The 19163-nt window shown below is 67.5% G+C and carries 17 protein-coding genes; 6 read left to right on the top strand and 11 right to left on the bottom strand.

All coding sequences use genetic code 11. From position 1 onward, the window contains the following. Positions 1 to 139: 139 nt before the first annotated feature. From tkt to fni, 3 genes are all read right to left on the bottom strand, one after another. Positions 140 to 2146 carry a transketolase gene (gene tkt / locus AUL30_RS19035; RefSeq protein WP_062229493.1) on the bottom strand — a complete coding sequence of 669 codons (2007 nt, stop codon included), beginning with the start codon at positions 2144 to 2146 and terminating at the stop codon, positions 140 to 142. A 50-nt stretch (positions 2147 to 2196) separates the two neighbouring features. Continuing rightward, the gene (locus tag AUL30_RS19030; protein ID WP_244490905.1) at positions 2197 to 3216 is read right to left on the bottom strand and encodes a class 1 fructose-bisphosphatase; all 1020 of its coding nucleotides are present in this window, start codon (positions 3214 to 3216) and stop codon (positions 2197 to 2199) included. A 91-nt stretch (positions 3217 to 3307) separates the two neighbouring features. Then, positions 3308 to 4375 (bottom strand): type 2 isopentenyl-diphosphate Delta-isomerase, encoded by a 1068-nt coding sequence (fni, locus tag AUL30_RS19025; RefSeq protein WP_062229482.1) that lies wholly within the window; start codon positions 4373 to 4375, stop codon positions 3308 to 3310. 118 nt (positions 4376 to 4493) lie between these two features. On the opposite strand from fni, the gene AUL30_RS19020 reads away from it, so the two are divergent. After that, positions 4494 to 5411: a polyprenyl synthetase family protein gene (locus AUL30_RS19020; RefSeq protein WP_062229481.1), complete on the top strand. Its 918-nt coding sequence runs from the start codon at positions 4494 to 4496 to the stop codon at positions 5409 to 5411. A gap of 38 nt (positions 5412 to 5449) precedes the next feature. Beyond that, a complete protein-coding gene (locus tag AUL30_RS19015; protein ID WP_062229480.1) occupies positions 5450 to 5980 on the top strand; it encodes a sterol desaturase family protein in 531 nt (176 codons plus the stop codon). Here AUL30_RS19015 and AUL30_RS19010 read toward each other — a convergent pair. The 5 genes from AUL30_RS19010 to AUL30_RS18990 all read right to left on the bottom strand — a co-directional run bounded on the left by AUL30_RS19010 (position 5895) and on the right by AUL30_RS18990 (position 12354). Continuing rightward, entirely contained in the window at positions 5895 to 6839 is a 945-nt protein-coding gene (locus AUL30_RS19010; protein WP_083508083.1) for a phytoene/squalene synthase family protein, read from the bottom strand. The two genes, AUL30_RS19015 and AUL30_RS19010, sit on opposite strands and share 86 nt — an antisense overlap. Continuing rightward, entirely contained in the window at positions 6836 to 8320 is a 1485-nt protein-coding gene (locus AUL30_RS19005) for a phytoene desaturase (RefSeq protein ID WP_062229479.1), read from the bottom strand. The genes AUL30_RS19010 and AUL30_RS19005 overlap by 4 nt, the downstream gene beginning before the upstream one ends. Then, on the bottom strand, positions 8317 to 9489 hold the full coding sequence (gene crtY / locus AUL30_RS19000; protein WP_062229478.1) for a lycopene beta-cyclase CrtY: 1173 nt from the start codon (positions 9487 to 9489) through the stop codon (positions 8317 to 8319). Before crtY ends, AUL30_RS19005 begins: the two co-directional genes overlap by 4 nt. Beyond that, positions 9486 to 10757, bottom strand: a complete 1272-nt coding sequence (locus tag AUL30_RS18995) for a nucleotide disphospho-sugar-binding domain-containing protein (protein WP_062229477.1) — start codon at positions 10755 to 10757, stop codon at positions 9486 to 9488. Before AUL30_RS18995 ends, crtY begins: the two co-directional genes overlap by 4 nt. A 79-nt stretch (positions 10758 to 10836) precedes the next feature. Beyond that, on the bottom strand, positions 10837 to 12354 hold the full coding sequence (locus tag AUL30_RS18990) for an ATP-binding protein (protein WP_062229476.1): 1518 nt from the start codon (positions 12352 to 12354) through the stop codon (positions 10837 to 10839). A 242-nt stretch (positions 12355 to 12596) separates the two neighbouring features. Between AUL30_RS18990 and AUL30_RS18985 the strand changes: the two genes are divergently transcribed. From AUL30_RS18985 to AUL30_RS18975, 4 genes are read left to right on the top strand one after another with little or no spacing between them, the layout of a single operon-like run. Next, positions 12597 to 14021: a cytochrome ubiquinol oxidase subunit I gene (locus AUL30_RS18985; protein WP_062229475.1), complete on the top strand. Its 1425-nt coding sequence runs from the start codon at positions 12597 to 12599 to the stop codon at positions 14019 to 14021. A gap of 19 nt (positions 14022 to 14040) precedes the next feature. Beyond that, complete coding sequence (cydB, locus tag AUL30_RS18980) at positions 14041 to 15060, top strand: cytochrome d ubiquinol oxidase subunit II (RefSeq protein WP_062229492.1); 1020 nt, start codon at positions 14041 to 14043, stop codon at positions 15058 to 15060. A gap of 4 nt (positions 15061 to 15064) precedes the next feature. After that, positions 15065 to 15169 (top strand): DUF2474 family protein, encoded by a 105-nt coding sequence (locus tag AUL30_RS19885; RefSeq protein ID WP_192843090.1) that lies wholly within the window; start codon positions 15065 to 15067, stop codon positions 15167 to 15169. Positions 15170 to 15198: 29 nt separating this feature from the next. Continuing rightward, the gene (locus AUL30_RS18975; RefSeq protein WP_062229474.1) at positions 15199 to 15702 is read left to right on the top strand and encodes a methylated-DNA--[protein]-cysteine S-methyltransferase; all 504 of its coding nucleotides are present in this window, start codon (positions 15199 to 15201) and stop codon (positions 15700 to 15702) included. A 503-nt stretch (positions 15703 to 16205) separates the two neighbouring features. On the opposite strand, the gene AUL30_RS18970 is transcribed toward AUL30_RS18975, so the two are convergent. The 3 genes from AUL30_RS18970 to AUL30_RS18960 form a co-directional block, all read right to left on the bottom strand. Further along, positions 16206 to 16409 carry a hypothetical protein gene (locus AUL30_RS18970; RefSeq protein WP_062229473.1) on the bottom strand — a complete coding sequence of 68 codons (204 nt, stop codon included), beginning with the start codon at positions 16407 to 16409 and terminating at the stop codon, positions 16206 to 16208. Positions 16410 to 16506: 97 nt separating this feature from the next. Further along, positions 16507 to 17646: a class C beta-lactamase gene (gene ampC / locus AUL30_RS18965; RefSeq protein WP_062229472.1), complete on the bottom strand. Its 1140-nt coding sequence runs from the start codon at positions 17644 to 17646 to the stop codon at positions 16507 to 16509. 43 nt (positions 17647 to 17689) lie between these two features. Next, the gene (locus AUL30_RS18960; protein ID WP_062229471.1) at positions 17690 to 19162 is read right to left on the bottom strand and encodes a UdgX family uracil-DNA binding protein; all 1473 of its coding nucleotides are present in this window, start codon (positions 19160 to 19162) and stop codon (positions 17690 to 17692) included. Between the last annotated feature and the right edge of the window lies 1 nt (position 19163).

Here is a 19163-nt window from a genome sequence, read left to right as displayed (position 1 = left end):
GGGAATCTCCGTTCAGGACGCGCCGCATTACACGATCCGCAACGCCGCGTCACGCCGCATCGAAGTCCGTTCTCGGGGATGTGATCGGGGTGCATCCCGGCCGCGCGCTGCGCGGCCGGGATGCCGAAAGGCGGCAGCTTCAGATGATGTCGCGCGCAGCCTGTGCGACGGCATCGGCCGTGATGCCGAACTTCTCGTACAGCTTGGGCGCCGGGCCGGACGCGCCGAAGCCCGTCATGCCGATGAAGCGGCCATGATCGCCGATCCAGCGGTCCCAGCCGAAGGGCGATGCCGCCTCGACGGCGACGCGCGGCGCCGTGCCGAGGACCTCTGCCCGGTAGCCGGCATCCTGCTCGGCGAAGAGGTCGAGGCAGGGCGCCGAGACGACGGCCACGGCGATGCCGTCGGCCTTCAGCTTCTCGGCCGCGGCGAGCGCGATCTCGATCTCCGAGCCCGTCGCCATCAGCGTGACCTGGCGCTCGCCCTCGGCCTCGCGCAGGACATAGGCGCCCCGGCGTGACCGGTTCTGCGCCACGTCGCCGGCCCGCACCGTCGGCAGGTTCTGGCGCGACAGCGACAGGACGCTCGGCCGGTCGGTCGTCGTGAGGGCGATTTCCCAGGCTTCGGCCGTCTCGATGGCGTCGGCCGGGCGGAACACGTTCATGTTCGGCGTCGCCCGCAGCATGGCGAGGTGCTCGATGGGCTGGTGCGTGGGCCCGTCTTCACCCAGGCCGATCGAATCATGCGTCAGAACATAGATGACCCGCAGCCCCATCAGGGCCGACAGGCGCATCGCGCCGCGCATATAGTCCGAGAAGACCAGGAAGGTGCCGCCATAGGGGATGAAGCCGCCATGCAGCGCCAGACCGTTCATGACGGCCGCCATGCCATGCTCGCGGATGCCGTAATGGATGTAGCGGCCGCCGTAATCGCCCGCCTGCACCGAACCCATGCCGGGCGTGAGGGTAAAGACCGAATGGGTCAGGTCCGCCGACCCGCCGACGGTGAGCGGCGTGACCTGGTTGACCAGTTCCAGCGTTGCCTCGGAGGATTTGCGCGTGGCCAGCTTGGGCTGCTCGTCCGAGAGCTTCTGGCGGTAATCGGCCATGGTCTGCGCAAAATCGGACGGAAGTTCGCAAGCCACCACGCTGTCGAACTCGGCACGGCGCGCATGGGCGGCGTGGCGCTGTTCCCATTCCGCGCAATATTGCGCGTTCTTCTGCGCGACGGCGCGCCAGCCCTTGAGCACCGCTTCGGGGATGACGAAGGGCTCGCTCTCCCACAGGAGCGACTTGCGCGTGGCCGCGATCTCGGCATCGCCCAGCGGCGCGCCATGGCTCTTTTCGGAACCGGCCAGCTTGGGCGAGCCGAAGCCGATCACCGTCTTGCAGGCGATCATGACCGGCTTGTCGCTTTCGTGGGCGCGCTTGAGCGCCGCGCGGATGGCGTCCGTGTCATGGCCGTCCACATGGAAGGCCTCCCAGCCCGAAGCCTTGAACCGCGCGACCTGGTCGGTCGAGGTGGACAGGCTCGTCTTGCCGTCGATGGAGATGCCGTTATCGTCGAAGAGGACGATCAGCTTGCTGAGGTTGAGATGGCCGGCCAGATCGATGGCCTCATGGCTGATGCCCTCCATCAGGCAGCCATCGCCGCAGATCACATAGGTGTGGTGATCGACGAGATCGTCGCCGAAGCGGGCATTGAGCATCCGTTCCGCCAGGGCGAAGCCGACGGCCGTGGTGATGCCCTGCCCGAGCGGGCCGGTCGTCGTCTCGATGCCGAGTGCGTGGCCGTATTCCGGATGGCCCGCCGTGCGCGCGCCGACCTGCCGGAACTGCTTCAGATCCTCGATCGTCATGTCCTCGTAGCCGAGGAGATAGTGGATCGCATAGAGCAGCATGGAGCCGTGGCCGTTCGACAGGACGAAGCGGTCACGATCGGCCCAATGAGGCTTCTTGGGATCGACGCGGATGAAGTCCTGGAACAGCACCGCCGCGACGTCGGCCATGCCCATCGGCATGCCGGGATGGCCCGAATTGGCCTTCTGAACGGCATCCATCGCCAGCGCGCGGATGGCGTTGGCCATGTCGCGCGGGTGGTGGTCGGTGCCGCCAGAGGCAACGGCGGGGGTGGGTTCTGCTGTCATCTTTTCTTCCTCGTTGACGGTGTCGGCCCGGTGGCCGCCGCAGGATGGTGTCAAAGGGCGATGTTGCCCCGCTCGCCGAAGACCGGCGAAGCGGAACCGATGGTTTCCGGATCGCTCAGATAGCGGGCGATCGCCACGACCTCTTCGGCCGAGCCGAAGACGATCGGAGTGCGCTGGTGCAGGCCTTCCGGCGTGATGTCGAGCAGCGGCTGCCGCCCGTCGGTGCCCGCGCCGCCCGCCTGTTCGGCCAGGAAGGCGATGGGGTTCGCCTCGTAGACAAGGCGGATCCGGCCTTTCGCATAGCCTTTGCGTGTGTCGCCCGGATAAAGATAGACGCCGCCGCGCAGAAAGATGCGGTAGGCATCCGCCACGGCGGAGGCGACCCAGCGCATGTTGAAGTCACGCCCGCGCGGACCGTCGGCGCCCAGGAGGCAATCGTCGATGTAACGCCGCACGGGCATGTCCCAATGGCGCTGGTTGGACGCGTTGATCGAAAATTCCTTGGCCGTGGACGGTATGGCGAGCGCGCCGATCATTTCCTGGAAATCGCCGCTGTCCGGATCGTGGCTGAAGACCTGCGTGCCCTGCCCCAGCGAAATGACCAGCAGGAGTTGCGGGCCATAGATGAAGAAGCCGGCGGCGAGCTGCTCGCGCCCCTTCTGGCGGAACACCGATTGCGGATCGCTGCGCTGCGCCGGCCCGACCGGCAGGACGGAAAAGATGGTGCCGATGGAGACGTTCGTCTCGATGTTGGAGGAGCCGTCCAGCGGGTCGATGGCCAAGGCAAGCTCGGCATCGGCGCGCATGGGCACCGCCTCGTCCTGCTCTTCCGAGCCATAGAAGGCGACGGGGGCCTTGCGCGCCGCCGCGACGAACAGCCGGTCGGCCGCGACGTCCAGCGCCTTCTGCACATCGCCGCCACCGTTGGTTGCGTCCCCGACGGGCTCGGCGCCGACGCTTCCCCGTGCGATCAGGCTCGCCAGACTGCGCGCGGCCACCGACAGTTCGGTCACGAGCGCCGCGACGTCCGGCCGGCCCTCTGCAAGATAGGTCGTCAGCGTTCTGCGCATCGCATCCCCCATGGGCCAGACAAGACTCGCCGGTTGCAGCCCGGCTGTTCAAACGGTTCGTAGTGCCGAACCGCGACGGAAGAAAGACCCTTTATGCCGCCGCCACGAGCCGCGCGCCGCGCAATGCGGCGAGATCGGCCGAGCCGGTGCAGAAACAGGCGATGCGCAACTGCTCGATGACGGAGGCGAAATGCGCCACCACATCCTCGGTAGAGCGATCCGCTGCCGCCAGCCCGGCGGCCGCCTGCCCCGCCAGGTCGGCGCCGAGGCGAAGCACCCGCGCGACATCCAGCCCATTGCGCACGCCACCCGAGCCGATCAGGCATATGTCGGGGCAGGCGCGGCGCACGTCCCGCACCGCCTGGGCTGTCGGGATGCCCCAATCGGCAAAGGCCGCGGCCGCCTGGCGTCCGGCTGCGTCGCCCCGCCGGCTGGCCTCGATGGCGGCGAAGGAGGTGCCGCCCGACCCGGCCACATCGATCACCGACACGCCGGCCGCCGCCAGCCGCGCCGCCACCGGGCCGGACAGGCCGGCCCCGACCTCCTTGGCGACGATCGGAACCGGCAGGGCGCGCGCCGTCGCCTCGATGGCGCTGAGCACGCCGCGAAAATCGCGATTGCCGCCCGGCTGGATCGCCTCCTGCAGCGGGTTCAGATGCAGAATGAGCGCATCGGCCTCCAGCATGTCGACCGCGCGGCGTGCTTCATCGATCGAGAAGCCGGCAACGAGTTGCACGGCGCCGATATTGGCCAGGAGCGGCACATCGGGCGCCAGCCGCCGCAGCGTCGCCGACAGGCCCGAATCAGCGCGGCCCTCCAACGCGATGCGCTGCGAGCCGACGCCGAGCGCCAGCCCAAGATGCTGCGCCGCTTCGGCAAGACGGGCATTGATCCGTCCCGCGCGGGCCGGGCCGCCCGTCATGGACGAGATGAGGATGGGTGCGGCGAGGCGCCGGCCGAGGAAGCGCGTCGACAGATCGATCGCGTCCATGTCCAACTCCGGCAGGGCAACATGCTCGAAACGCACGGAATGCAGGCCACTGGACACGCTCGCATCCCCCACCCCGCTCAGGACGAGGTCCAGATGCTCGGTCTTGCGATCGCCGATGCCGAGCCCGAGCCCGAGCCCGCTGGGGGCGGTGCTGTCCGTTCCGTCCATCCTCACTCTTTCTTGCAGTCCGAGCTTGCCAGGTGACTTTTCTTCACATTCACCGCACTAAATAGACGGACAAAGAGCGGGCGCAACCGGCGACCCAGCATTCCGGGAGGGATCGGACATGAGCACACCGCCCCATGCCGACCAGCTTGGCCGAATTCGCCACCGGGTCGACCAGCGGCTCGGCGAACTTGCCGATCGATACTGCGGGTCCGATCCGGGCCTGTCCGATGCCATCCGCGGCGCGCTCCTGTCCGGCGGCAAGCGCCTGCGCCCGGTGTTGACCGTGGTGACCTGCGAGGACCTCGGCGGGCCCGCCGGGCCGGCGCTCGATGCAGGCTGCGCGGCAGAGATGGTCCACGCCGCTTCGCTCATCCTGGACGATCTGCCCTGCATGGACGATGCCGCCACGCGCCGCGGCGTGCCGACCGTTCACCGCAAGCATGGCGAGGATACCGCCATACTGGCGGCGATCGCGCTCCTGAGCGCCGCCTTCTCCACGCTGGGGAGCCTGCGCGGCGCGGATGCGAACACGCGCAGCGAGCTGACCCGCATCATGGCCGACGCAGTGGGCACAGGGGGGCTGGTGACCGGCCAGTTCCGGGACCTGCGCAGCGGCCGCAGCGGGCCGGAGCAGGACCCCGCCACCGTCAATGCGCTGAAGACCGGCTCCCTGATTTCAGCCTGCGTGGCGATGGGCGGTGCCATCGCCCGGGCCGATGCGGCGCGCCGGCGGCAGCTCGCCGAGTTCGCGGCCCATCTTGGCCAGGCGTTCCAACTCTTCGACGACCTTCTGGACCAGAAGGGCACCGCCCTGTCCACCGGCAAGGATGTCGGCAAGGATGTCGGCAAGCTCACCGTCATGCGGCGCGATGGCGCGGAGGCCGCCGAGCGTCGATTGTCCTTGCATCTCGACGCCGCCCACGCGACTCTGGAAACCCTGTTCGGCAGCAATTGCCGCATGGCGAGCGCCGTGGACAGCGTCTTTGTGGCGATTCCCCAATTCGCCCGCTTCGGAATCCGGCAGGCGGAGGCCTGACGGGCCCCGCCCGGCGGGCAGGAAAGTTGGATAGCATTATGGATCTTACGAGCTGGCCGGCCCTCGTGGCCATTGCGATCACGGTCTTCTTCATTATGGAAGTCGTGGCCTGGGCGGCGCACAAATACATCATGCATGGCTGGGGCTGGGGCTGGCACAAGAGCCACCACGAAGAGCATGAAGGCCCATTCGAGAAGAACGATCTCTATGCCGTCGTCTTCTCCATCCTGGCGATCGGCCTGTTCATCCTGGGCAGCACGGTCTGGCCGGTGGCGGGCGCTATCGCCGCAGGCATGACGCTGTATGGCCTGTTCTACTTCATCGTCCATGACGGGCTCGTCCACCAGCGGTGGCCGTTCCGGCATATCCCGCACAAGGGCTATGTGAAGCGCCTCGTCCAGGCCCACCGGCTGCATCATGCCGTCGAGGGCCGGGAGGGGTGCGTCTCCTTCGGCTTTCTCTATGCGGAGCCTGTCGACCGGCTCACGGAAAAGCTGAAGTCTGCCGGTACGGTGAAGGCGGAGCAGGCGGCACGGCGCCGGGCAGAGAACGGGGCCGCGCCACGCTGATGACAGCGCGGCCGAGCTCGGCCAGTTTTTCCCGCTTGCCGGTGGAGATGCGTACTTCCTGCGCAGCGGGACCGGCCTCCACCAGCTTCGTGCCGATCCGCCGGTAGATGTTCAGCGCCGCCCCGATACCAAGGCCCGCGCGCCGCGGCAGGGCCTGCACACCGATGCGTGCCGAATCATAATAAGGCTCGGCCGCCAGAACGAGCCGCCGCCGCAACTCGGCCACGGCCGGGGCGGACCCGGCATCGGTGATGGACCCGGCGCTGAGGCCGGCCTCTTCGAGCCAGGCGCGCGGCGCATAGATGCGACCTGCCCGCGCGTCGTCGACGACATCCCGTGCGATATTGGTGAGCTGGAAGGCGAGGCCGAGATCGGCGGCCCGCGCCAGGGTGGCCTTGTCCTCTACCCCCATGATGCGCGCCATCATCAGGCCGACGACGCCGGCCACGCGGTGGCAGTAGACGAGGAGATCGGGCAGCGTCTCGTAGCGGCGCCCGTCCACATCCATCGCATAGCCTTCGAGATGCTCCAGGAACAGATCGGCCTCCAGCCCATGGCGGGCGGCCACGGTGGCGAGGGCGGCGAAGACGGGGCTCGGCGGTGCACCGTTCAGGGCCGCGAGCGTATCGCGCCGCAGCCCGTCGAGGCGCACCAGGGCGTCGGGTTCGGGCGCCAGATCGCGCGAGCCGGAAACCTGGCCATCCACGACATCGTCACAATAGCGGCACCAGGCGTAGAGGAGCGTCACGCTGCTGCGCGTCTGGCGCGGCAGGAGCCGCGCAGCCGCCGAAAAGCTGCTCGACCCACGGACCAGCGCATCCTGCGCCGCCTGTTCGATGGCAGACGGTGCGCCGCTCACGCCGCCGCCAGGATCAGGCCGGCCGTCGCCTTGGCAGAGGCGACCACGCCCGGCACGCCGGCGCCGGGATGGGTGCCCGCACCCACGAAATACAGATTGGCGATCTCGTCGTCCCGGTTGTGGACGCGGAACCAGGCCGACTGCGTCAGGATCGGTTCCAGCGAGAAGGCGCTGCCGACATGGGCGTTGAGTTCCGACTTGAAATCGTCCGGCGTGAAGATGCGGCAGGTCTTCATCTGGCTGCGCAGGCCCGGCATGTGGTTGGCTTCCAGATAGTCCAGGATCCGGTCCCGGTAGAGCGGCCCGGCCGTCGACCAGTCGATCTGTCCGTTGCCCAGATGCGGCACCGGGGACAGGACGTAGTAGCTGCCCATGCCGGCCGGCGCGAGCGACGGATCGGTGATGCAGGGGCTGTGCAGATAGAGCGAGAAATCCTGCGCCAGCTCCGGCCCCTTGAAGATCTCCTGGATCAGGTCGCGGTAGCGCGGTCCGAACAGGACCGTGTGGTGCGCCAGCTGGTCGTGCAGCCTATCGAGGCCGAAGTAGATGACGAAGAGCGACATGGAGTGCCGCCGGCGCTCCAGCTTGGCCGCCGCTGCGCGCCCGCGCGCCGTGCCGCTGAGCAGCGTGCCATAGGTGTGCACCACATCCGCGTTCGACACCACGATATCGGCATCCAGCGCCTGCCCGTCGGCGAGCCTTACGCCCGATGCCTTGCCGTCGCGCACCGCAATGTCCTTGACGTCTGCCGACAGGATCAGCGTGCCGCCGAGATCCTGGAACAGGCGCACCATGCCATCGACGAGCGCACCGGTGCCGCCCTTCGGGAACCAGACGCCCCATTCGCGCTCCAGCGCGTGGATCAGGGCGTAGATGGAGGATGTGGCGAAGGGATTCCCCCCGACCAGAAGGGAATGGAAGGAAAAGGCCTGCCGCAGCCGCTCATCCTTCAGATAGGTCGCCACCTTGGCATAGACGCTGCGCCAGGCTTCCAGCTTGGCGAGCTGCGGGCCGGCGCGCATCATGTCGCGGATATGCAGGAAGGGCACCGCGCCGAGCTTCAGATAGCCTTCCGCAAAGACGGCACGGGAATAGGCGAGGAAGCGGCGGTAGCCCTCCACATCCTGCGGCGACAGCGCGGCGATCTGGCGGTCCAGCTCCGCCTGGTCGTTGACATAGTCGAACTGCGTGCCGTCCGGCCAGACCAGCCGGTAGAAGGGCGTGACGGGCAGAAGCTCGACATAGTCCGACAGCTTGCGGCCGCCGGCCGCGAAGAGTTCCTCCAGCGCGCTCGGATCGGTGATCACGGTCGGGCCGGCGTCAAAGGTGAACCCTTGGTCGCGGTAGACATAGGCGCGCCCGCCGGGCGCGTCCCGCCGTTCCAGAAGCGTCGTCTGCACGCCGGCGGCCTGCAGCCGGATGGCGACGGACAGCCCGCCGAAGCCCGAGCCGATGACGATGGCCGTGCGTCGGCCGCTCATGAGTGGGCACCCGCGCGGCGCAGGCGACTGGACTGAAGCATGATTGAGAGAGCCTTTCCGATCGGCATTGGCGGCTTGCCGGCAAAGATGCGCAGGATGTCGACGCGCGTCAATCGCGCGGCATAGAAGCGGGCGATCACATCGTCCGGAAGCCGGTGGAAGTGCTGCAGCATCTCGCGGCGCCCCTCCCCGTCCGCGCCGATGAACATGAAGCGGTTGAGAAGGCGGAACAGGCCGCGCTCACGCCACAGGCGGGCCGCATGATCGGCCAGGAGCGCGGACAGCGACGCCGTTTCCAGCCGCGGCTGCGCGCAGATCAGGTCCGCCGTGCGGACGGCATCCGGCAGGCTGTAGCCGGTGGTCGGATGAAACAGCCCCGCCCGAAGCCCGATGGGCACCGCCGCACTGGCGCTTTGCAGATGCTTCACGGGGTCGCCCCCGAGCGCGATGGGCAGGATGCCGACTTCGCGCCGGAGCACCACACCGGGCTGCCAGCCTTCCTCGGTCGCGTAGCGGCGGATATCCTCTTCCAGCGCGTCGGGATCGAGCGCGTCGCCATCGGCGTAATAGGTATCCTCCACCAGGATCCGGTCCGGCGCGAAGGGCAGCGTATAGAGGAAACGGTAGCCGTCATTCTGCGGACGCCGCGCATCCATGACGATGGGCCGAAGCGGCGCCCGCCCATGCGGCACGGCGAACTCGACGCCGAGAAACTTCTGGAACCGGATATCCAGGTGCCGGCTCGGATGAAACCCCCGCGCGTCGATTACGGCCGGGGCTTCGATCACCCGGCCGCCCTCCAGTTCCACCCGCTGGGGCCCGACGCTCTTCACCGCCTGGCCCGTCCTCAAGGCCGTTCCCAGTTGCCGGGCCAGGATCTCGGCGAAGTCGGTCGAGGCGATGCTGGCGTAACCTGTCCTGATCGTGCGCCCACGCTTTGGAAAGCGCACCTCGTAATCGGGCCATCGCGCGCTGATGAAGGGCGCGATCCAAACCAGGGCCGCGTCGTCGAGATCGCCCTGGTGGAACGACCAGGTGTGATTTCCGCCAGCGCTCGCACCCGCTTCGAGGACCAGAACGGACAGTTCGGGGCGCAGTGTCGCGAGCCGATAGGCCAGGAGTCCGCCCGCCAGGCCAGCGCCGACAATGACGCAATCCGGCCCCTTCAAACCGCAAGATCCATGGGAACGGCGCGCCCGCTGCACAGATCCTCGACAAGTTCCGCTGCGCGCGCGGCGCCGCCACCGGCTTTGAGCGCCTGACCGATGCCGCAGGCATTGGCCGCAAAGCCCGGCTCAGCCAGGATGCGGGCGAGGGCAGCCTCTATGCGAGAGGCCGACGCCCGGGACGGGGAAGCGCGGGAGGGTGAAAGGGACAGGCCGACGCCATGATGGCGAATCCGCGCCGCCACGCCCGGCTGGTCGAAGGCCAGGGGGAGTGCCAGCATGGGAACGCCGGCTTCCAGCGCATCCAGCGCCGTGTTCATGCCGCCATGGGTGACGCAGATGGATGCCTGCCGCAGCATGGCCGGCTGGTCGACGAAATCACACACGCGCGCGGCATCCAGGCTCGCCGCCTGCCGCTCGCTCAACCCGCCGCAATGGGCAACTGCCAAGCGCAGCCCGAGCCGCCGGCAGGCCGTCGCGACATTGCGGAAAATGTCCAGCCGGTGGCCCTGCATCGTTCCGAGCGAGGCATACACGAGTGGCGGCCGCCCCGCATCGCGCGGGCGGAACAGCGCGACATGCCGGTCCCGGCGGATCGGCCCGACACCATGGATGCGCTCGCCCGTCTGGCGCGGAAAGTCGAAGGCGGCGACCGTCTGGGACACCGTGCCGGCGGGGGACAGGCAGTCCTCCAGCGTATCGTAGCCGGTCAGCCCCAGCCGCGCTGCGGCGTCGCGTATGGCGCGGCGCTGCGGTGTCAGGAGCAGGTGGGCCACCCGGTTACCGCCACGATTGCGGCGCAACCCACGCTCGGACGGGTCGAAGCTCCAGTTCAGGAAGGGCGGCGGCACCGCCGCCTCCGTCTCGATCGGCAGCGAGCAGGCCAGGGACACGAAGGGCAGAGAGAGTGCCCGGGCAATCAGCCCGCCGGCCGGCTCCATCTGATCGGCTACGATGGCGTCGGCCCGCACCGAACGCAGGAGCTCCGGCCCGGCCTGCGCCAGGGTGCGGGTCTGGCAGGCGCCGTCCTTGAGGACGTTCCACAGGAAGAGCGGATTGCCGGCCAGGGCCGCGTTGGCGCGGATGCGCGCCAGCCCATCGGGCGTTCCGGGCAGGGCCGCAAGCTGCGCGCCATCCAGGCGCAGCTCCCCCGCCATGCCCCCATGGACCAGAAAGGCGACACTGTGGCCGCGCGCCATCAATGCCGCTGCGAGCGCCTCGAAGGCGGCTCTGTGGCTGGCATAAGGGGGGCAGATGAGGGCGAAGCGCATTGGAACCGGAGGTGGGAAGGCGTTGGCCGGATAGTTGCGCCAGACGGGCTCCGTTTAAAGGGCCATGACGCGAAAAAGCTCAGGCGCGCCGCTGCCGCGGCGGCGGCAAAGTGCCGCCCCTCGGCTTGGCCTCTCCGGCGCCGGTGCGCCAGCCGCTGCCGGCCAGGGTCACCACGCGCTGGCCGCGAAAATCCGTCTCGCAGGCGATGAAGCCGCGCTCGGCCATGTAGGTGAGCAGGAAGCGCCCGCGCGAGGGCGAATGGCTGCCATAGGCGCGCGCCAGGGCCGCGTCGCTCGGGCAGGGCTCGGCCTGGCGCGCGGCTCTAGCAAGCATCATGTAGACGCCCTGCATATCCTCCGGCAGCTGCTCGGAGCGGGCGATGACCTGCCGCCACTCTTCGTCCTCGGTATCCTCGTTGATGCCGGCCCGCGCCAAAGCGAGCCGCCGCCGGAAGCTGGACATGTCCGTCTCGGCGCCGGAAATGCGCTTGAGACGGCAGTGCATCGTAAAATCCTGATAGAGCACCGCGGCCGGGCGGAACGCGGCATCGGGATCGTCCAGCAGCGCGGCAAAGATCGCATCCAGCGCCTCCGCCCGATCCGCCAGCTCTTCAGGGCTCGGCTCCTCCTCAACCGGCAGGGGCGTGGAGATGGCGGGGCGTGCGGCGCTGACGCGCTCCAGAAGCTCGCGCGTGGCCAGTTGCGGCTCGCGCATGGTGGGCTCGGGCAGCGCCGCCGGCTCGTCCGCGCCTGGCGTGAAGATCAGATCCTGCATGGCTTCGCGCGGGGTTTCCGGCAGCGCCATCAGCACGGGCCGGCCGGATCGGCCGGCCGTTTCCACAGGCCCGATCCGCACCGGGATCGGGCGGCGCGACAAGGCCGGCCCGAGCGCGACGAACTGCCCCGGCTCCAGGTCACGGAAGCGCTCGGCCTGGCGTCGGTCCATGCCAAGGAGATCGGCCGCCCGCGCCATGTCGATATCCAGAAAGGTGCGCCCCATCAGGAAGTTGGAGGCTTCCGCCGCGACATTCTTGGCAAGCTTCGCCAGGCGCTGGGTGGCGATCATCCCGGCAAGGCCCCGCTTGCGGCCACGGCACATCAGATTGGTCATGGCGCCGAGCGAGATGCGCCGCGCATCGTCCCCCACCTCGCCCGCCACGGCCGGCGCAAAGATCTGCGCCTCGTCCACGGCGATCAGCATAGGGAACCAGTGGTGGCGGTCGGCATCGAACAGTCCGTTCAGGAAGGCTGCCGCGCAGCTCATCTGAACTTCGGCGTCGAGCCCTTCCAGATTGAGCACGACGGAGGCGCGGTGCTGGCGGATCCGGTTGGCGATCCGGGCCAGCTCGCTCGGCGTCCGGTTGGCATCGACGACGATATGGCCGAACCGCTCGGAAAAGGACACGAAGTCGCCTTCGGGATCGATGATCGCCTGCTGCACCACCTCGGCGCTCTGTTCGAGGATGCGCCGGAACAGATGCGACTTGCCGGACCCGGAATTGCCCTGCACCAGAAGGCGCGTGGACAGGAGTTCCTCCAGGTCCATCTCCGCCGGATCGCCCGTGGCGGTCGATCCGAGCTCGACGGCAACCTTCATGCGTGACGACCTGCGGGCATGGCGCTGACAATGGCCTCAATGGAAGCGGGAAAACACCTTCTAGCGGTTCGGCACCGCAGGTTGGAACCCGCATCGTCCCCTCGTCCACAGTTTCCTGCGCAGACCCGCCGGGGACGGCGCCCGGCCCGACGCCGATTTTTGCGGTCGGGCTCTTTCTCCTGCGCCTGCAACGTGTAGTTTTATCCGTGACGCTATGTCCGTCCGGTGCGCGGGAGGCATTCTTGTTCGAGACTTTCGATCCCGTTCTCCTGGCACGGTTGCAGTTCGCCTTCACCGTGTCCTTCCACATCATCTTCCCGTCCTTCACCATCGGCCTCGCCTCGTTCCTGGCGGTGCTGCACGGGCTGTGGATGGCCACCGGCAAGGCGATCTACCTGACGGTGTTCCAGTACTGGCTGAAGATCTTCGCCGTCTCCTTCGCCATGGGCGTCGTGTCCGGCATCGTCCTGTCCTACCAGTTCGGCACCAACTGGTCGGTCTTTGCGGACCGCACGGGGCCGATCCTCGGGCCTATGATGGCCTATGAGGTGCTGACCGCCTTTTTCCTGGAAGCGGGTTTTCTGGGGGTCATGCTCTTCGGGCTGAACCGCGTGGGCCGGGGCCTGCACTTCTTTGCCACGCTGATGGTCGCGGTCGGCACGCTGGGCTCGGCCTTCTGGATCCTGTCGGTCAATTCCTGGATGCAGACGCCGGCCGGCTATGCGATCGCCGAGAACGGCCAGTTCGTTCCGGCCGACTGGTGGGCCATCGTCTTCAACCCGTCCTTTCCCTATCGGCTCGTGCATATGGTGCTGGCCGCCTATCTCACGACGGCGCTCGTCGTCGGCGCGGTCGGCGCCTGGCACCTGTTGCGGGACAGGGGCAATGCCAGCGCCCGGCTGATGTTCTCCATGGCGCTCTGGATGGCGACGGTCGTCGCGCCGATCCAGATCTTCGCCGGCGATCAGCACGGGCTGAACACGCTGGAGCACCAGCCTGCCAAGATCGCCGCGATGGAGGGCCATTTCACCACCAACACCGATGGCGGCATGCCGCTGACACTGTTCGGCCTGCCGGACATGCAGGCCGGGGAGATGCGCCACGCGATCGAGATCCCCCATCTCGGCTCGCTCATCCTGACCCACAGCCTGGATGGTGAGGTCCAAGGGCTCGATGCCTTCCCGCGGGAGGACTGGCCGAATGTGTGGGTCGTCTTCTTTTCCTTCCGCGTGATGGTCGGCATCGGCTTTGCGATCATGGGCCTTGGCCTCTGGGCGCTCTACCGCCGGGTCCGCGGCTCCATCGCCGACGATCGCTGGCTGCAGCGGGCCGCCGTCGTCATGGGGCCGATGGGCTTCGTCGCCGTTCTGGCGGGCTGGATCACGACGGAGGTCGGCCGGCAGCCCTATACGGTGTATGGGCTCCTGCGCACCGCCGACAGCCATTCGCCCATCGCCGCCTCGGCGGTCGGGTCCAGCCTCGTCGCCTTCATCGTGGTCTATTTCATCGTCTTCGGGGCGGGCACCTATTACATTTTGCGCACCATGCGCAGGGCGCCCTCGGTCTTCGAGGAAGGGCCGGATCCGAACCAGCCGATCCGCACGGCGGGCATCACGCCCGCGCCGCACATGGACGAGCGCGGCCCCGCGCCGTCGCAGACCCACTGAGGAGGACCCGGCCATGGACCTGTCGCTCGACCTGCCGCTGATCTGGGCCTTCATCATCGCCTTTGCGGTTCTGGCCTATGTGGTGCTGGACGGCTTCGACCTCGGCATCGGCATTCTCTTCCCGCTCCTGCAGCGGCACGAGAACCGCGATACGGCCATGAACACCGTCGCCCCCTTCTGGGACGGCAACGAAACCTGGCTGGTCATGGGCGGGGGCGGCCTCTTCGCCGTCTTCCCCCTCGCCTATGCGGTGGTCATGCCGGCGCTCTACGCGCCCATCATCGCCATGCTTCTGGCGCTCATCTTCCGCGGCGTCTCCTTCGAGTTCCGCTTCCGCACGGTGCGCTGGCGCGGCGTGTGGGACGCCGCCTTCTTCATCGGCTCGCTGTTCGCCGCCTTCTGCCAGGGCATCGCGCTCGGCACCATCGTCCAGGGCATCGAGATCGAGAACCGGGCCTATGCCGGCGGGTGGTGGGATTGGCTGACGCCTTTTTCCATCATGACCGGCATCGCCGTCGTCATCGGCTATGCGCTGCTCGGCGCCACCTGGCTGGTCGTCCGCACCGAAGGGCCGCTCAACCGCCTGGCGGCCCGCTACGCCCGCATCGCCGGCATCGGCACCCTGGCCGCCATCGGCGTCGTCAGCATCTGGATGCCCTTCCTGCAGGACACATTCTATGCCCGCTGGTTCACATTCCCACAGATCGCCTTCGTCGCCCCCATCCCCATCCTCCTGGCGCTGGCGGCGCTCAGCCTGTTCCGCGGCCTGAACGATCCGGTCTCGACCTACCGTCCCTTCCTGTCGGCGCTCGGCCTCTTCGTCCTGTCCTATATCGGCATCGGCATCAGCTTCTATCCCAACATCCTGCCGCCGGAGCTGACCATCTGGGACGCGGCCGCGCCGGATGCCAGCCTGTCCTTCGTCCTGGTCGGCGCGATCGTGCTGGTACCCATGATCCTTGCCTATACGGCCTATTCCTACTGGATCTTCCGGGGAAAGGTCATCGAGGGCGAGGGCTACCACCAGCATCACCACTGACGCCATGCCAGTGCGCCTGCGCCAGATCCTTTGGTTCATCGGCCTGTGGCTCGCCGGTATCGTCGCCCTGAGCGTCGTGGCCTATGGCATCCGCGCCATGATAATGTAGCCTTGCCGCGGTCAGATCGGACCCGCCCAATGCTCTACACCTATCTTCAGACCCCCATCGGCGCCCTGCTCCTGGCCGGCGATGGCCACGCGCTTTCACGCATCAGCTTTCCCACCGGCAGCCGCATGATGGCGCCCGGCCCCGACTGGCAACGTGACGACGCGGCCTTCATCCTGGCGCGCCAGGAACTCACCGACTATTTCAACGGCAAGCTGCGCGCCTTCACCGTTCCGCTCGCGCCTGCCGGCACGCCGTTCCAGATACAGGTCTGGACCGCGCTGCGCGCCATTCCCTATGGCGAAACCATCACCTACGGCACGCTGGCCCGCCGCATCGGCCGGCCCACCGCCAGCCGCGCCGTCGGCGCGGCCAATGGCGCCAACCCCCTGCCCATCATACTGCCCTGCCACCGCGTCATCGGCGGCACCGGCGCCCTGACCGGCTTCGGCGGCGGGCTTCCGACCAAGACCTGGCTTCTAACGCTGGAAGGCGCCGCGGCGGCCGGGTCCCAGACGGAACTCGCCTTCGCTTAAGGCCGGCTTCACGGCTCGTTCATCGCTTCATCTTGGATCTTGGGAGCGCTCCGCAGATGGCCGCTCGCTACGGTGAGACGCTTCAAGGCGGAGGTTGATGTCGGCGATGTCAATCGTGACGTAAAGGTCGGTCATTCAAAGTCCCGTTGAAAGTTCCGAGCCTTGGATTATAGATCATGCATCCCAGCTGACGTGCCAATACGCGACCCTTAAGGCTGGGCTAGACGGTAGGTGGACAGCCGTCATGATTTCTCGGAAGCGAAGGCGTCGGGTCACTTCAGCCGACAGCTGCGGCTTCCGTGTCACCTGCGCGCACAAGACATGCCAGGATGTCTACTCCAAGAGTCAGCCGGCGAATTACGCCCTAGCCCGCTGAACGATCTTACGTTTCAGATCAAACTTGAATGCTGCATTGCAGGAAAGCCTTCTACCTTCCTTCTTTCTGAATAGCGGTCGATAGAGGTCCTGCTACTTATACGAGCCCCGTCTTCATCACTTGGCTTCTAACGCTGGAAGGCGCGGCGGCGGCTGGGTCTCAGACGGAACTCGCCTTCGCTTAAGGCCGGCTTCACCGCTCGTTCATTGCCAGTGCGCTCGAGTGTCATCGCATCTACCGGGATCTCGTAGCTTTCGGCGCGGACCTCACCACGCAGGTCAGCTGCCATTTCCTTTACGGCCTCGATCAGGTCTTCACCCAGCTGGCTCACGACGTTTTTCCTATCAGGCAGTCCTTGACGGTCGGGATAGCCTTGCACTGCGCTATCCCAGCCTTCAAGCCCCCCGCTTCGCGCGCCTGGTAGCAGATCATCGAAAACCGTCGATGATCTCATATGCCAGTTTCACGCGTTCGGCATTCGGGTAGCTCCGGTTCGCCAGAATCACGATCGCCAGCCGTTTGGAGGGGATCGCCACCGCATAGGCGCCGAAGCCGGCGGTGGAGCCGGTCTTGTTGAGGAGGAGATCGGCGGGGATATCTCCCACGGGTTCGATGGGCTGCAGCTCCAGGGCCATGGGCGTGCCATTGCCGGACATGAGATCGTCCAAGGGCACATCGGCCGGGTAGACCTCCCATCCAAGCGCCTGGCGCATGGGGCCGGTGCGGTAGTGCGGAATGTGGGTCGTCTCCACGGCCTGCCGCCAGGCATCGGGAAGCGCGGACGGGTCCATCTGGGCATTCAGGAAGGCGAGGAGGTCACCGGCCGTCGTCTTGACGCCATAGGCCTCGGCATCGAGCGCGCCGGGATTGACGCGCACCGTCCGGCCGTTGCGCGCAACGCCCTTCGCATAGGCGCCCTCCCGCGCCTGTGGCACGGTGATGAAGGTGTTTTTGAGCTGGAATGCCGGGAAGAGATGGTCCTGCATCAGGGTTTGGAAGTCTTCGCCCAGCGCCTGTGCTGCCACATAGCCGAACAGGCCGATGCTCGGATTGGAATATTGCCGCACCGTGCCGGCCGGCTCGCGCGGCGTCCATTTCTCTGCCCAGGCGATGGCGTCGGCATCGCTCGAAACGCCGTCCGGAAATTGCAGCGGCAGCCCGCCGGCGGCATAGGTGGCAAGGTCCACGAGCCGGGCCGCGCCGATCGGATGCCCGTCCAGCGCCGGCAGATGGCGGCCTGCCGGATCGTCGAGCGACAATGTGCCGGATGCCTGCGCATAGGCGCCGAGCGTGGCGGTGAAGGTCTTGGAGATGGAGCCGATCTCGAAGATCGTGTCGGCTGTGACGGGTTCGCGTCCACCCGGCCGGGCAACGCCATAGGTCAGGATCGTCACCTGCCCGTCCTTGGAAAGACCGACGGCCATGCCGGGTATGGCATGCTCGGCCATGAGCGCGCACACCGATGCGTCGATAGCGGCCGGCTCGCTCGCACGAGCGCCGGACGCCGCCAGAAGGCCGGCGAGGGCCATGCCGGCGGCGTGGTGAAGAGTGCGCAGGCGCCTGGTCATGAAACCTCCCTCGGGACAGAACGGATCGGTTGGACGCGGCCCGTCAGGCCGCAACCTCCGGTACCGTCTCCTTAACGAGGGCCATGTCCGCATGGAAGGCCTGCTCCTCGGCCTTCTGGGCCGCCGGGTCCGGCAGGCGCAGAATATAGGCGGGATGCACGGTGATGAGGAGCCGGCCGCCATCGTCCAGATCGATCAGCCGGGAGCGCGTATCGCGGATGGTTACGCTCTTGCCGAGCACGGCCGCCGCCGCCGTGGCGCCCAGGGCGACGATCAGCTTCGGCTTGACGAGTTCCCGCTCGATGTCGAGCCACCAGCGGCACACCTTCACCTCCCCCATATTGGGCTTCTGGTGAATGCGCCGCTTGCCACGCGGGACGAATTTGAAGTGCTTCACCGCATTGGTGACATAGACCTGGCGGCGGTCCACGCCCGCCTGGCCGAGGGCGGTGTCGAACACCTTGCCTGCCGGCCCGATGAAGGGCTGGCCGGCCAGATCCTCCTGGTCGCCCGGCTGCTCGCCCACGAAGATCACCGGGGCGTTTGCGGGCCCCTGGCCGAAGACGGTCTGCGTCGCCGGTTCCCACAAGGGACAGGCCCGGCAGCGGGAGGCCTGGTCCCGCGCTTCGTCCAGCGTGTCGGGACGCTTGTTGAAGCCGCCGAAGGCCTCATCCTGCCGTGCCGCCGCAACTGCCATGTCCATCCGCTCCCGTGACCGCTCATGACGCAATCCCGGAGCGGTGGGCGCGGTTTCGATCATGCGTCGAGACGCCGCTTCGGCCCCCTCGATCAGGGGGCGGATGAGCTGCGCTTCGGGCAGGTTGTGCCAGTATTTCTGTGGCATCTCCGCCTGCATGGCCTTCACCTTCAGCCGGGCGGGGTTGAAGATGGAAGCGTAATAGGTGAGCCACAGCGTTTCCATGGCATCGTCGGCGGGTTTGTCGCTTTCCGGCGCGGGCGGGCCGTAGCGCAGTTCCACGCCGTCCCAATGGACCGAGCGCAACGGCGTCAGGATGGTCCAGCGCATGCCGGTGAAGCGCCGCATAAAGAAGGGCGCGGTCAGCTCCACCACATGGTGGAACGGCTCGAACCAGGCGATGAAATGCGATTGGCCCTCCCCCTCCACCACCTCGCGGAAGCGGACGAAAGCCTTCATCTTGTGACTATCGCGGCGGACGGCCTTCTCCATCTCGTAGGCGCGGCGCACCTCCACATCGGAGGCGATCTCCAGGAGCCGCCGCTCATGCTGCAGCCGCCAGAGCAGCCGGTAACAAAGGTTGAAACGCTGCGGATCGCGGTGGCAGACGACAAGCCGGGCAAGGTCCGGAAAGGCCTTCGGCACGCGGATGGTGCTGGCATCGCCCGCCGACAGGGACAGGTTTTCGCCGAACAGCGTCCCCTCCCCCTCCACCACGAAAGTGAGCGCCTCGGGCGTCAGGCCCTGTGCGAGCGCGGCCCGCGCCGCCACGCGCCAACCGTCGAAATCGGCGGCATGCGCCAGCGTGGCGACGAACATG

The sequence above is a fragment of the Aureimonas frigidaquae genome, from assembly GCF_001463905.1.
Lineage (GTDB): Bacteria > Pseudomonadota > Alphaproteobacteria > Rhizobiales > Rhizobiaceae > Aureimonas > Aureimonas frigidaquae.
Note: the sequence above shows the minus strand (reverse complement) of the source record. Positions and strands in the feature narration are given on the sequence as shown.

Excerpts from the sequence above, each read along its gene's own strand:
- ampC (WP_062229472.1), bottom strand. The coding sequence starts at position 17,646 with ATGACCAGGCGCCTGCGCACTCTTCACCACGCCGCCGGCATGGCCCTC.
- fni (WP_062229482.1), bottom strand. The coding sequence starts at position 4,375 with ATGGACGGAACGGACAGCACCGCCCCCAGCGGGCTCGGGCTCGGGCTC.
- tkt (WP_062229493.1), bottom strand. The coding sequence starts at position 2,146 with ATGACAGCAGAACCCACCCCCGCCGTTGCCTCTGGCGGCACCGACCAC.
- AUL30_RS19020 (WP_062229481.1), top strand. The coding sequence starts at position 4,494 with ATGAGCACACCGCCCCATGCCGACCAGCTTGGCCGAATTCGCCACCGG.
- AUL30_RS18990 (WP_062229476.1), bottom strand. The coding sequence starts at position 12,354 with ATGAAGGTTGCCGTCGAGCTCGGATCGACCGCCACGGGCGATCCGGCG.
- AUL30_RS18975 (WP_062229474.1), top strand. The coding sequence starts at position 15,199 with ATGCTCTACACCTATCTTCAGACCCCCATCGGCGCCCTGCTCCTGGCC.
- AUL30_RS18960 (WP_062229471.1), bottom strand. The coding sequence starts at position 19,162 with ATGTTCGTCGCCACGCTGGCGCATGCCGCCGATTTCGACGGTTGGCGC.
- AUL30_RS19885 (WP_192843090.1), top strand. The coding sequence starts at position 15,065 with ATGCCAGTGCGCCTGCGCCAGATCCTTTGGTTCATCGGCCTGTGGCTC.
- AUL30_RS19005 (WP_062229479.1), bottom strand. The coding sequence starts at position 8,320 with ATGAGCGGCCGACGCACGGCCATCGTCATCGGCTCGGGCTTCGGCGGG.
- AUL30_RS18995 (WP_062229477.1), bottom strand. The coding sequence starts at position 10,757 with ATGCGCTTCGCCCTCATCTGCCCCCCTTATGCCAGCCACAGAGCCGCC.
- AUL30_RS19015 (WP_062229480.1), top strand. The coding sequence starts at position 5,450 with ATGGATCTTACGAGCTGGCCGGCCCTCGTGGCCATTGCGATCACGGTC.
- AUL30_RS19030 (WP_244490905.1), bottom strand. The coding sequence starts at position 3,216 with ATGCGCAGAACGCTGACGACCTATCTTGCAGAGGGCCGGCCGGACGTC.